Annotated in this window: 8 protein-coding genes; 4 read left to right on the top strand and 4 right to left on the bottom strand. The window is 32.2% G+C overall.

Features of this window, described 5'->3' with window-relative positions:
- Positions 1 to 8: 8 nt before the first annotated feature.
- A complete protein-coding gene (locus O9267_RS08925) occupies positions 9 to 1334 on the bottom strand; it encodes a pitrilysin family protein (protein WP_298178300.1) in 1326 nt (441 codons plus the stop codon).
- Between the two features lie 350 nt (positions 1335 to 1684).
- Here O9267_RS08925 and rplU point away from each other — a divergent pair, with 350 nt between their 5' ends.
- The gene (rplU, locus tag O9267_RS08920) at positions 1685 to 2398 is read left to right on the top strand and encodes a 50S ribosomal protein L21 (RefSeq protein WP_298178298.1); all 714 of its coding nucleotides are present in this window, start codon (positions 1685 to 1687) and stop codon (positions 2396 to 2398) included.
- Positions 2399 to 2427: 29 nt separating this feature from the next.
- Positions 2428 to 2688 (top strand): 50S ribosomal protein L27, encoded by a 261-nt coding sequence (gene rpmA, locus O9267_RS08915; protein ID WP_298178297.1) that lies wholly within the window; start codon positions 2428 to 2430, stop codon positions 2686 to 2688.
- A 72-nt stretch (positions 2689 to 2760) separates the two neighbouring features.
- Here the strand turns inward: rpmA and O9267_RS08910 are convergent, their stop codons facing one another.
- The 3 genes from O9267_RS08910 to O9267_RS08900 all read right to left on the bottom strand — a co-directional run bounded on the left by O9267_RS08910 (position 2761) and on the right by O9267_RS08900 (position 8861).
- Complete coding sequence (locus O9267_RS08910) at positions 2761 to 3645, bottom strand: restriction endonuclease (RefSeq protein WP_298178296.1); 885 nt, start codon at positions 3643 to 3645, stop codon at positions 2761 to 2763.
- 20 nt (positions 3646 to 3665) lie between these two features.
- Positions 3666 to 5567 carry a S9 family peptidase gene (locus O9267_RS08905; RefSeq protein WP_298178293.1) on the bottom strand — a complete coding sequence of 634 codons (1902 nt, stop codon included), beginning with the start codon at positions 5565 to 5567 and terminating at the stop codon, positions 3666 to 3668.
- Positions 5568 to 5654: 87 nt separating this feature from the next.
- A complete protein-coding gene (locus O9267_RS08900; RefSeq protein ID WP_298178291.1) occupies positions 5655 to 8861 on the bottom strand; it encodes a reprolysin-like metallopeptidase in 3207 nt (1068 codons plus the stop codon).
- Between the two features lie 219 nt (positions 8862 to 9080).
- On the opposite strand from O9267_RS08900, the gene O9267_RS08895 reads away from it, so the two are divergent.
- Entirely contained in the window at positions 9081 to 10193 is a 1113-nt protein-coding gene (locus tag O9267_RS08895; RefSeq protein ID WP_298178289.1) for an FAD-dependent oxidoreductase, read from the top strand.
- A gap of 10 nt (positions 10194 to 10203) precedes the next feature.
- On the top strand, positions 10204 to 14892 hold the full coding sequence (locus O9267_RS08890) for a choice-of-anchor J domain-containing protein (protein ID WP_298178287.1): 4689 nt from the start codon (positions 10204 to 10206) through the stop codon (positions 14890 to 14892).
- Positions 14893 to 14903 lie beyond the last annotated feature (11 nt).

Raw genomic sequence — 14903 nt, 5'->3', positions numbered from 1 at the left:
TTATATTTCTAGTTTTTAGCTTTTTCTTTGGTTGGAATGTAATTCAGAATCAATCTCTGATTTGGATTAAGATACTTTTTGGCAACTTCACGAATTTCTTCACGAGTTATGGAACGATACATTTCTATTTCGGTATTGATAAGATTTACATCGCCATACAATAAATAATAGGTAGCTAAATTTCCGGCAACACCTTCGATTGAAGCATTATTATTAACGTAGTTGTTTTCGTTTTTGTTTTGCAATTTTTGAAAATCGGTTTCCGAAATCAAATCGGTTTGCAGTTTTATGATTTCTTCATCTATCTCGCGAACCAAATCATTTGCAGTATTTTCGCCTTGAGGCAAACCATATAAAATGTACATTCCGTAATCTTCTAAACTATAATTGAATGCACCAATTTGAAGTGCCATTTTCTTATCGTCAACGATTTTTTTGTATAATTTTGAACTTTTCCCGTCACTTAAATACGTTGAAATCATATCCAAAACTCTTGCTTCACGAGTTTTCATTGAAGGAGTTCTGTAAGAAGCTACAACCATTTCTTTTTGAATATTTGGATCTTCATAACTAGCAGTAATGGTTTTATTGATAGGTTGCTCAACAAACGTTTTCTTGGTCAACTTTTCACCTCTTGGAATTGGTCCAAAATATTTTTTAACCCAAGCTTTTGTTTGAGCGATGTCAATTTGTCCAGCTACCACTAAAACTGCATTATTTGGGCTGTAGAATTTTTTATTAAACGCTTGAAACTCTTCTAAAGTTGCCGCATCTAAATGAGCCATTTCACCAATAGTTGTCCAACGATACGGATGATTTACGAACATGTTTTTCTTAACTTCAGCAATCAAACTACCATAAGGTTGATTATCAACACGAAGACGTTTTTCTTCTTTTACTACTTCGTTTTGAGTATCCACTCCAATTTGGTTAATTACTGGATGCATTAATCGTTCTGATTCCATCCAAAGTCCTAGCTCAAGATTATTTGAAGGAAAAACTTCGTAATAATACGTTCTGTCGTCAGAAGTATTAGCATTGTTGGTTCCGCCATTGGAAGTTACAATTTTGAACCATTCGCCTCTTTTTATATTGGCGGTTCCTTCAAAAAGTAGGTGTTCAAAGAAGTGAGCGAAACCTGTTCTTTCAGGGTTTTCATCTTTAGAACCTACATGATACATTACCGAAGTTATGACTACTGGAGCAGAACTATCATTGTGTAAAATAACATGCAAACCGTTATCTAAATCATATTCTTCAAAAACTACTTTTTGAGCTGTCATTGTTCCTCCTGTCATAAGCATTGTACTTAAAGCCATTATTATTTTATTCATATGTAGAAATTATTTGTTTTTTTCGGTCATATGGAATCGCTATTTTTAATATATGTTTGCAAGCAAACGAGTATTTAAGGCGATTTCATACTATTATGTTAATGTTTAGTAATAACAACATTGGTGTTCATATAAATTTTTTTGTTACATCAAAAATACTTTTTTTTGGTTAGAGAAAAAGTAATTGTCAATTTTTAACAAAGTTATGTGATTTTCTTATTAAAAAATAACTTCTAAAACCAATAATAAAGCCTGATTTTCTTTAAGTTATCATTTTTTTTTCTAATGTGTTGCACCATTACAAATTAGTTGTATATTTGCAAACTTAAAAATTAATAAAAACATTTGTTATGTACGCAATCGTAGAGATAGCAGGGCAACAATTTAAAGTAAGCAAAGACTTAAAGGTTTATGTTCACCGTTTGGCTAATGAAGAAGGTTCAAAAGTTTCTTTTGACAAAGTTCTTTTATTAGACGATAATGGAAGCGTAACTTTAGGCGCCCCAGCTATAGAAGGTGCTTCAGTAGAAGCAAAAGTGTTACAACACTTAAAAGGAGACAAAGTAATTATCTTCAAAAAGAAAAGAAGAAAAGGTTACAAAAAGAGAAATGGTCACAGACAGTACCTTACTCAAATTGTAATTGAATCTATTTCTGCAACTGGAGGTAAAAAAGCGGCTCCTAAAAAAGAAGAAGCTCCTAAAGCTGAAAAAACAGTAGCTCCTAAAGCTGAGAAAGCAGCTCCAAAAGCTGAAAAATTAGTAGAAGCTGTTGAAGAAAAAGCTCCAAAAGCTAAAACTTCTAAAAAAGGAGATGATTTAGTAATCATTGAAGGAATTGGTCCTAAAGCTGCAGAAGCGTTAGTTGCTGCTGGCGTTGACACATTCGCTAAATTGGCTACTGCATCTGCTGAAGAAGTAAAAGCAATTTTAGACGCTTCAACTTCTAAAGTACAACATTTAGATCCAACTACTTGGGCTCAACAAGCACAATTAGCTGCTGATGGAAAAATGGATGAATTAAAAAAATTACAAGATGAATTAAATGGCGGAAAAGCTGTTTAATTAATATTAACTCATAAAACCAAAACGTCATGGCTCACAAGAAAGGTGTCGGTAGTTCGAAGAATGGTAGAGAATCAGAATCAAAACGTCTAGGCGTTAAGATTTATGGTGGTCAAGCTGCAATAGCTGGAAATATCATTGTAAGACAAAGAGGTTCAAAACACAATCCAGGTGAAAATGTTTACATCAGTAAAGATCACACACTACACGCAAGAGTAGATGGTATTGTTAAGTTCCAAAAGAAAAAAGACAATAAATCATTCGTTTCAATTCTTCCATTCGAAGCATAAGAAACTTATAATTTTTCAAAATAAAAACCCCGATTTCAATTGAAGTCGGGGTTTTTTGATTGTGGTCGAGATTTATTGTTCTTCAAAGAAATCTTCATCCAATTGTTTAACTTCGTAAGTTGCTTTAATTTGAATTCCAACATTAAATTCATGCATCAAATCAACTAATTTATTACCATCCAATAATATTATTTTATGATGAGCATTTTTAGCTTTTTCAATCGCACCACTATCAAACAATGAAGTTGTAACAAATACTCCTTTGTTTGTATCACCACTCATTGCTCCTATAAAATTCCTGATATCTTTTTCTCTAACTTTATTTTCACTAAACCTCTTTGCTTGAATATATATTTTATCCAAACCAAGTTTATCTTCATTTATAATTCCATCTATTCCACCATCACCTGATTTTGATGTTTCAATAAATTCACCATAACCCATTTTTTTGAGTAAAATCAAAATTACTTTTTCAAAATAGTACGGATCTATAGTTTTTAGTTTTTCTAATAAATCATTTTTAACTTCCTTTTCAATTTGATTAAAGCCTTCATAAATCAAATCTTCAGGTGATGAAGTCTTAATTTCATCGATATCATCTTCTTTTATATTACCACCATCTTTGTATACAAGAGTTTTACTAATATCTAACTGAACTTGTTTCAATGTCAAAACACCTTTTTGATGTAATCCTTTAGATGTAATTTGAACAAAACCTCTTTTTGGATATTTAACATATTCAGATTGTTTCAAATAAGAAATTCCCCAGGCAATTCTATTTTCAATTAATACATCTCCAGATTTAATTTTCTCTTCCAATAATTCTTTTGGAAGATGAAAATAGCTTTTTTGAATTACCTTCTTAATTAATTCTCTTCGATGTAAAATTTCATCATTACTTAAAACTTCTAAAATTGGATTAAAAGTTTCGCTATATTTTGGAATTTCTAGCTTCATTTTTATTTAATTATATAATCCTACAACGTCTCCTTCAACCATTTATAAAACTCACTTTGCCATACTTGGGCGTTTTGTGGTTTTAGCACCCAATGGTTTTCGTCTGGAAATAATAAAAATCTACTTTTAATTCCTCGTAATTGTGCTGCTTGAAAAGCTTCTTGTCCTTGTCCTATTGGCACACGGTAATCTTTTCCTCCTTGGATTATTAAAATAGGCGTATTCCATTTGTCAACTAATTTTATTGGATTGAATTGCGTAAATGTTTTTTGAGCAACTTTATTGTCTTTTTCCCAATAGGCACCACCGTGATCCCAATTATTGAAGAATACTTCTTCTGTTGTGCCGTACATACTTTCCAAATTGAAAACACCACAATGTGAGATAAATGTTTTAAATCTGTTGTTATGAATTCCTGCTAAATAAAACACAGAATAACCACCATAACTTGCTCCAACAGCACCAAGTCTTGCTTTGTCAACATAACTTTCTTTAGCTACATCATCAATTGCTGATAGGTAATCGTCCATTACTTGTCCGCCCCAATCTTTAGAAATTTGTTCGTTCCATTCTTGTCCGTGACCATACATTCCGCGACGGTTTGGCGCAACCACAACATAACCTTGTGAAGCCATCAAAGAGAAATTCCAACGGAAAGAATAACTTTGAGTTAACGGCGATTGAGGTCCGCCTTGGCAATACAAAAGAGTTGGATATTTTTTAGTTTTATCAAAATTTGGAGGTAAAATTACCCAAACCAACATTTTCTTTCCATCAGTTGTGGTTACATATCTCCTTTCGTATTTTGGCAAAGCTAATTTGCTGTAAGTTTCATCATTGATTTTAGTCAATTGCAACCAAGTTTTTTTCTTCAAATTATATGAATAGACCTCAGCGGCGTGATTCATATCGGTTCTTGTAACGATAACATTGTCGCCAGAGAACGCCACAATATCCGACACATCGAAATCACCATTAGTAACTTGAGTAACAGTAATTGCAATTCTAGTTACTCCAGGAAAGTTTACTTCAAATAATTGTTTAGTTCCATCAACTGCGGCAACAAAATATACTTTTTTACCATCAGCGCTCCATGCGTAATTATCTACACTTCCGTCCCAATTGGCTGTAAGATTCATATCCATTCCTTTGAAACGAACGATAATGTCATTTTTATCCGCTTCATATCCGTCACGTTTCATTTGCAACCAAGTTGGATTTCCCGTTGGAGAAAACGTCGGATTGGTATCGTATCCTTTATTGGTTTCTGTTAGGTTTTTGGTAGTTTTAGTTTCTAAATTGTATTCATACAAATCGGTGTTTGTAGAAATAGCATATTCTGTTCCGAACTTCTTTTTAGACACATAGATAATGCTTTTAGAATCTGGCGACCAAATAAAATCTTCGTCACCACCAAAAGGTTTTTGAGGCGCATCGTAAGGTTCGTTTGGCATTATATCAATTGGTGTTGCCTTGTCTTTATTTTCAGCATAAAACACATGATTATGACTTCCATCATTGTAAGTATCCCAATGACGATAATCTAACGAGTTGTAAACTTGTGCATTTGATTTATCAAGATTTGGATAAATATCTTTACCTAAAACTTTATTGATTTTTACTTCTTGAGAAGACAAAATGTATTTTCCATCTGGAGAAACATTTTTATCGACAACTAAATCTTTGGTTTCTTTTACTTCGGTTGCATTTCCTCCATTTACTGGAATAGTGTAAAATTTGGAGTTTGATTTATTTTCTTCTACTGATGGAATGGCTACTTTATAAACCACCGATTTTCCATCTTTTGAAATTCCTATAACAGAAACCCTTCCTAATTTCCAAAGTAATTCTGGAGATAAAACTTGTTGCGCTGATGCTGCTATACTCATTGTACTAACGATTATAAAAAATAATTTCTTCATTGTAAATACTGATTTTATTAATTGGTTAAAAGTAATAAAAAAAGCCATTCACAATTGCGAATGGCTTTTAAAAAACTTAAAATCGAATTATTGTTTGACAAAACGTTTTGAGGTTGAACCTTTAGCATTTGAAACTTCAATTAAATAAGTTCCAGCTGATAATGAACCAACATAAATGCTTTCATTTTCTATTTTACCTTTTCCTAATTCTTGTCCCATCATATTGAAAACTTTGAAAGTAGAATCAGCATCTACATCTGTAATATTCAATAAATCGCCTTGAACAGGATTTGGGAATAATTTGAAAGAAATAGAATCACTAGAAGAAGCATCATCCATTTTAGCCACAGAAGCAGTAATATTTACAGTGTAATCTTCCACTTGTCCATAAGTATATGATCCACAAGATGATGTTGGAGTTGTATTGTAAGACATTTTAACTCTCATTCTAGTTGCGCCTAATGTTGCAGTTGCAGGAACTGTAAATGCTCCAGAAACTGGAGTTACAGTTGTAGCAGCTCTTGTGTAAACTGTTTCACCAGCATCTGTAAAGACTCCATTTTGGTTGTAATCAATATACACTGCATAACCTTCAGCATAAACTGTTGCTGTCCAAGTTGGAGTAATTGTGATTGTGTTAGCAGTACTTCTAACAAGATTTGTAGAAATTGCTGTAAAATTTTCATATCCAGCAGTTCCTGTTGAAGGATTATTAATTGTTCCTAATTGAACTCTACCAATTCTTTCATCAGCTGTATTTGTTGCAGCTGAAGTACAATAAGTTACTGTATTAGCTAAAGTAGTCACTGAAACTGTATTACTATTTACTGATACATTTCCTGCAGCATCTTTTGCTCTTACATTAAAAGTATAAGCAGTTGCTGCTGTTAAACCAGTTGCTGCATAAGTTGTAGCTGTAGTAGTCGAACCAACTAATACACCATTTCTATATACATCATAACCAGTTACACCAATATTATCAGTAGCACCCGACCACGATAAATTAGTTGAAGTAGAAGCAGTTCCTGAAGCTGACAATGTTGGAGCTGTTGGAGCCGTTGTGTCAACTACTGGAGAAGAAGTTGTAACAGAAACTGCATTACTAGCAACAGAAACATTTCCTGCAGCGTCTTTTGCTCTAACCGTAAATGAATAAGTAGTTGAAGCTACTAATCCAGAAACTGCGTATGTTGTAGAAGCTGTTGAGCCAAGTAAAACACCATCTTTATATACATCATAACCAGTCACAGCAACATTGTCTGTAGCACCTGACCAAGACAAACTTGTTGTAGTTTGAGTTGTTCCAGAAGCTGCTAATGTTGGAGCGGTTGGAGCAATAGTATCAGTTACACCTGAAGTAATTGTAAAGTTTGTATTAGAAACATCAAAGAAAATATGATTGGTTCCTTTTACCATTATTCTATTAGTAGTTCCTGGTGTATTTGGAATTGTTACTGCTTGAGTTCCATCATTTGGAGTTGCAGCTAATAAAGTTGACCATGTTGTTCCGCCATTTGTAGAAATTAAAATATCAACATTAGCACAGTTTACGCCATTTGCAGTAGTTCCAGCAACAGCCCATGTTACAGTTTGAGAACTTCCACCGACATACGAAACTGCTGTATTTGGAGCACTTACAGTAAATGGTCCAGCTGTTGCATTAACAGTAATAATTGCATCATCAGAATTATTTGCTGGTCCACCAGCTCTGTTATCTCTAACTGTCATTCTGAAATTTAAAGTTCTTGCTACTGAAGGTAATGCTTCAACCGTGATTTCAGAACCAGCCGTAGTTGTAGCTCCAGCTAAAACTCTAGACATATTTGGGAAATATCTTGTTGGTGAAGTAGAAGAATTATATGATCTAAAATTTACACCAGAGGTTTTAGTTGCACTTGGTGCTGCAGTTGTAGTTTGAGAGTTCATTTGCTCCCAATTATAAGTAAGTGCATCACCATTTGCATCAGTTGCAGAGCCGGTTAACATAAATGGAGTACTTTTTGGGATTGTAAAATCCAAGCCAGCATTAGCCGTTGGTACAGAATTTCCAGTTGCCGTGTTAGTCTGACACGTTTTGGTTTTAACATTATTAGTTACTTGTTGAATACTAATTGCGTGAAAATACGCATCAGAATGTGGTTGCACATCAAGAGTTGTTATACCAGCATAACCCATAATTGTTGAACCTGAGCCTGGTTCCATATGAACTCCTGTTCCTTCATTTCCAGTTGTAAATGTGTGGTTTGCACCAAATTGATGACCTAATTCGTGTGCTACATAATCGATGTCAAAATTATCTCCAGACGGAATTCCATCATTTGGAGAAGTAAATCCACTTCCTTTTTGTCCGTTTACACAAACGCATCCAATACATCCTGCATTTCCACCACCACCAGAGGCACCAAATAAGTGACCTACATCATAATTAGCTTCGCCAATTACAGATGTTAAAGTATTTTGTAATTCTCCATTCCATGCACCACCAGAACCAGCTGTTGCAGCTGAATAAGGATCGGAGGAAGCTGCGGTATAAATTACCAAATCTGTATTAGCTATTAATACCATTCTTACTCCAAAATCTTTCTCAAAAACACCGTTTACACGAGTCATTGTATTATTGATAGCTGCTAATGCAAGTGCTTTTGTTCCACCAAAATAAGCAGTGTATTCACCTGTAACAGACATTGCTAAACGAAATGTTCTTAAAGTAGCATCATCAGCATTTGGCCTTGCTTGAACTTCATTATCTAATTGACTGTTTGCATCTGAAATCACTTTACATTCAAATTTATCAAGTGATTGTGTTTTATCAGATTTTCTATAAACTGAATACGTTTTTAAATCTTTAGAGTAAGGTTCGATAAAAACCGCCGATTTATCCGCACTTAAAATCATTCCTTTAAACCCAAGTGGTGAAACACTGAAGTAACCAGTAGAAGTTGGATTGTCAATTCCTATTCCGATATATGATTTAATTTCTGGATATTTTGCCGCCAATTCAGGATCCATATTAGAATTTTCATAAACTCTAAAATTCTCCATTTGACCATTTTCATTTGGTAACGAAATGACTACATTAGAAGTTTTGGCAACTGAAAACCTATCAGATGCGTTTTGAATAGACGTTTTTAAAGAAGCAACATCTAAATCTAATAAATGATTAGTTGGGACTTGCATTTTACTGTCAAGTTTAACTATATCACTTTTGGCGGAAACATTCCACAAAGGTTTTTGTTGGGCAAAAGCGAAACTCGTTATCGCAAACAATGCCACTGGAAGTAACTTTAACTTCATAATTTTTAGTTTTTTTTGGTTAAAAAATAGACTTTCAAAATTATCATGTTTTTTGTGTTATTTTCATGTTTTTATAAAAGTTATTAACAAATCGATGAAATGCATTCTTCATAATTATCACATTCACAACTATTTTTAGAATTAATAAACGTTTTACTATTTTAAACCGAATATTATTTCAATATCAAAAAAATTGTATTTTTATAAAAATTTATTTCTATGCAACTGAGTTATTGGGAACTTAAAAATTGGTTTACAAACATTGATTACACTATAGTCGGAAGCGGAATTGTTGGTCTACATTGTGCCTTAAATCTACGTGAACGTTTTCCTGAAAGCAAAATTTTAATTCTTGAAAAAGGGATTCTACCGCAAGGTGCTAGCACAAAAAATGCTGGATTTGCTTGCTTTGGAAGTCTTTCAGAAATAATTGACGATTTAAAAAACCATACCGAAGAAGAAGTAATTCAACTAATTGAAAAACGCTGGAGAGGATTACAATTACTACGGAAAAACCTTGGTGATTCAGCGATTGATTTCAAGCCATACGGTGGATATGAATTATTTTTAAAAGACGACGAATCAACTTATAACGAATGTTTGCAAAAACTTCCTTTTATAAACGAAATCATAAAACCATTATTCAAAACAGATGTTTTTGCTAAAGAAGTGGATCGATTTGATTTCAAAAACATACAAGAATATTTGATTTTCAATCCTTTTGAAGGGCAAATAGATACTGGAAATATGATGCAAGCTTTGTTGAAAAAAGCGATTTCTGAAAATATTATGATTCTAAATCATGCTAACGTTTCTTCCTTTTCAGATAAAAATTCAAATGTTGAAATTGTGGTAAATGATTATTCGTTTGAAACCAAAAAACTGCTTTTTGCAACAAACGGATTTGCCTCACAATTAACCAACAACGCTGTAAAACCAGCTCGTGCTCAAGTATTAATAACAGAACCAATTTCTAATTTAGACATAAAAGGAACATTTCATTTAGACAAAGGTTACTACTATTTTAGGAATATTGATAATAGAATTTTACTTGGTGGCGGACGAAATCTAGATTTTGAAGGAGAAACTACAACAGATTTATCACAAACAGAAAAAATTCAAAATAAATTGGAAGCGTTATTAAAAAATGTAATTTTACCCAATCAAGATTTTCAAATTGCACATCGTTGGAGCGGCATAATGGGAATTGGAAATAGCAAAAACCCAATAGTCTCGCAATTATCAGAAAATGTATATTGCGGTGTTAGATTAGGCGGAATGGGTGTCGCAATTGGTAGTTTGGTCGGAAAAGAATTGGCAGAATTAATATAAAAAAAATGCAATGAAAAAAAAATTACTTATCATTATTACCTTTATCTCTTTAACGACTCAAGCTCAAATGGCTAAAGTTAATATAGACGGAAATTATCAAGTAAGTGGAACAAATTCACTGTGGGCATATCGCTATAGACCAGTGGGCACTACAACATATTTTACAAGTGCTGCAGTTTCAGGATCGCCAAAATTAGTCAAATTAAATCCGTTTATCGCTTATGAGTTTAGCAGAAACATATATAATTCTTTTGGACAACCTACATTATGGGAAACAGATGTAATTATTAACAGTAGTTACGAAACAATGACTCCTAAAACTGTTGGTTACTCTTATGACTTTAATTCTATCGATGTAAACGAAGGCTGGAGAGGATACAGATTACAGAATACATCTGGAAATACTTATAGTGATATTTCAGAAATAAGCACGACCTCTAATGTAATTACAGGTGAATCATTATTTGTAGGATGGTCGAATAATTATGGACTAATGTTGGTATCACCAAAAATAGCAGATTTATCTACTGATAAAAAATTTTCATTCTATGCAAAAAGTTCTCAAGGAAATTACACTATTCAATTAGGTACAATAGCTAGTCCGAACGACCCTACCACTTTTCATCCTTTAAAAACGATTACAATAAATGCGTCTTCTGGGTTTCAAAAAGTTGAAGTTTTCATGAATAACTATCAAGCAATTGACAATCATATAGCAGTTAAAACATATGGTAACTCTGGAACAATTTATTTAGAAAATTTTGCCTACGAACAATCTATAAATTGTTTCGACAACACAAATTTGACTGTTACAAATATTAATGAAAACAATGCATTAATAAGTTTTGACTCTGATCAAATTCAAAATAATTGGGAATTGTATGTGAAAAATTTATTCTCAGGACAAATTCAAACTATTACTATTAGTGAAAATCCTTATACAATACAAAATCTTATTGGAAATACAAATTATGAAATTAAAGTAAGAGCGATTTGTAGTGAAGATTTCTATTCTAATTGGACTCCTCTCAGTAATTTCCAAACAACCTGTAATACTATTTCTTCAGGATATTATACTTCTTTTGAAGAAACAACATACATAAATCCTTGCTGGAAAAGCATCACAAATAACGTATTTCAAATAGGAATAACTTCAGGCTATTTAACCAATGGACATCCAAGTTCAATTGCCCCACAAACAGGTATTCAAGCTATAAAAATAAAAAATAATCAAGGAACACCACTTTTAATAACACCACAAATACAGGATTTATCTCAAAATAAAAGAATCAGATTCAGCATGTATAGTATAGGAGGTGATTTGAATTTATCAAGCCTTATGGTCGGAACAATGACAGACCCGAATGATACTTCAACCTTTTCATTGATTGAAACAATTTTACCAAGCCAAATGAATGATTTTAGTAACTTATCATTCCCAATACAATGGAAAGAATATATAATAAATATGGACAATTACTCTGGAACAGGGAATTATATAGCTTTCAAACATAGTAACACTTCATTTTCACCTGATAATTTTATTATTGATGATTTTTATTACGAAACGCAGCCAATTTGTGTACAGCCAATAAATCAAAAAGTAATAAATGAAAAGTTTAATGAAGTCACACTTTCTTGGGAACAAATGCCAAGCTCAAACGCAACAGAATTTGAGATAGAATATGGTATTGCGGGATTTACACAGGGAACTGGTGTTGTGTTGACTGCTATATCAAGCCCATATACAATTACAAATATCACTCAAGATGATACTACTTTTGATTTTTACATCCGTTCTAAATGTGGCACGGAGTATAGCAATTGGACAAAAAAACAAACATTTACAACAAAATGCGAAGGAATTACTGCTGGATATACAACTAGCTTTGATGATCAAACAGTTGGAGACATAAAAAATTGTTGGAAAAGAATAACACCAATCATAAATTCAAGTTTTTGGTCTCCAGGAACATTTATCAACCCATCAACTTATTTAAAACATAGCGGAACAAAATCAATATTCATTAAAAAAAATACAAGTTCTGGTATTGCAGATGTTATCAATAAGGTAATACTAGTGAGTCCACGGTTAATTGATTTTAACAATTATAAAAGAATAAAATTCTGGCTTAAAAGTGAATATGATTGTCAACTTACTATTGGAACATTATCTACTGATAATGATTATACAACTTTTACCCCTTATCAAAACATAACTCTTTTATCATCTATCACATCTGGACCTTGGACACAATATGAGGTTGATTTTTCAAATTATTATGGCACTGACAAATTTATTGGAATAAAAATAAGTGAAAGTAGTAACAATGCCGTAGTTTATATTGATGATTTTGAATATTTAGAAAGTCCATGCCCAAAACCTACCGAATTAATTGCACATCAAACTAGTATCGATACTGCTTCGTTAGCATGGAATGACAACAATCAAGGAAATACTATAAACTGGGAAATTGAATATGGTTCTACTGGATTTACAACAGGTACTTTAGTAAGTAATATAGCATCAAGTTCATATCTATTAAACGGACTAACAGAAGGTGTTTATGAGTATAGAGTAAGAGCCAACTGTTCATCATCAAGTAGTAGTGTTTGGAGTAATCGCTATAAATTTAAAATTTCGTGCACTAAAAACACTCCTTTTTATGAAGATTTCACGCCACCTAATTCAAATCAAACCTATCTTGAATCTTTGTCGAAATGTTGGACATTTCATGAAAACGCAAGTGACGCAAGTTATACTATTCTTGAAAACGTAAATAGCTTTCCTTATGTTGTTTCATTATCTAAAACTCAAGACAGTTCTTCTCCCTACCTGATAAAAAAAGGACTTTTAGTTTCGCCTTTTTTGGAAGATTTTGATGCTACTAAAAAGATTAAGTTTTGGCTCAATTCAATTTATGAAAACTTAAATGGAACGTTAACTATAGGGACCATTTTAAATCCTTATGATAAAAGTACATTTGTTCCCTATCAAAATATAAGTTTTACCGATTTTGATATACAAGGTAAAGAATATGAAATTACATTTGAAAATTATACTGGTATTGCTAAACACATTGCTTTTCAATTAGATGGAGTAATCAGTAATCTTAGCCCTTTTTTAATTATTATGGATGATTTATATTATGGGAATATATCAAACTGCACAGAGCCAATAGATATTAATGTGAGTAATGAAACAAATTCATCAGCTTTAATATCATGGCAAGTGCAAACAAATTCTAATAATTATGAGATAGAATATGGTGTGGAAGGATTTACACTTGGAACAGGCACAATTGTAGAAGTTACAAATGCAAATTCCAAATTACTCACTAATCTTGTTCCTTCAACTAAATATGATTATTATACACGATCTGTTTGCAACACTAATTCTAGCTTGTCTGTAGGTCCAAAAAAATTCAGCACAACATGTAATCCGCAACCACTTCCTTGGATGGAAAAGTTTAATTCGATGACTGAATATGGAATGAATATTTTTCCAAATTGTTTTAAAAAAGGAAATGGCTATAACTGGGAATCAAGAAACTCTTCAACTACATCTGGCTATCCTTTAACAGGATTTGACGACACCTACTTTTTAAAAATTGGAGATTTCTCGCACAACCTTTTTACTCCTACTTTTTATTTAGAAGCAGGAACAACCTATACCTTTAGTTACAAGTTCAAAAAAGGGTATGCGTATTCTGGAGAGAGTATTTCTTTATTTACTGGGCTAGGAAATACACTTCCATCTATGAAAAACAAATTAAGTCATACACCTACCTATCCAAACTATTCAACAACAAACTATTTCAAAATAAACACAGCATTTACACCTATTGTTTCTGGCAACTATACATTTTACATTAATTTTTCAGCTTCTGGTGGTCATCCAAATGCATTTGATGATTTTGAACTTAAAGAAGGTTATAACAACATAATAAATAATCCAAATGGTGGATTAATTTATAATTTTAATTCTATTAATAATGATTTAATTTTTGAGGGAACTCAAAACACTACAACCTCTATTATTGTGGATCAAGAAGACAGTTCAAATTCTATTTTACAAATGAAAGGCAGTTCTGGAAATGAATGGAATGCATTTGGAAATGTTTGGGAAAACAATCAAAATAGCATATCTAAACTAAACATGAAAGTAAACACTACTGCAACTACTAGTTTATTCATGAAGTTCGATCTGAATCAAACTTTTGCCGATAATGCTGACTATTCAAAATTTAGAGTCATCGTAAATGGTACTATCATAGATGAAATTGAATCTAATTTATTAAATAGAAGTATCAATTCAAATCAATCTTTTGAGTATAATCTATCTCAATATATTGGTAGTAATATTAGAATTTCACTTCAACATGTTGGAAAAACAATACAAGACAATGCTTATTTAGACAATTTAACTTTTAGTCCTACTGCTTCATTAACATCAACTAATTTTGATTTCGAAAGTTTAAAATATTATCCAAATCCAGCCAATAATGAGTTAACAATTGAAAATAATAATAAAATTGAATCGGTTACAATTTATAATTATAATGGTCAAATTGTTAACGAATCAAATTTTGATTCCACTTTAGTAAAATTAAATATAGCCAATTACGCTACGGGTATTTATTTTGCTAAAATTACTTCTGATGATAAAATCAAAACAATAAAATTTATCAAAAACTAAAATTTAATCAT

Origin of the sequence: Flavobacterium sp. (assembly GCF_027531705.1) — a bacterium.
GTDB lineage: Bacteria > Bacteroidota > Bacteroidia > Flavobacteriales > Flavobacteriaceae > Flavobacterium.
This window is presented reverse-complemented; position numbering and strand designations above follow the sequence as displayed.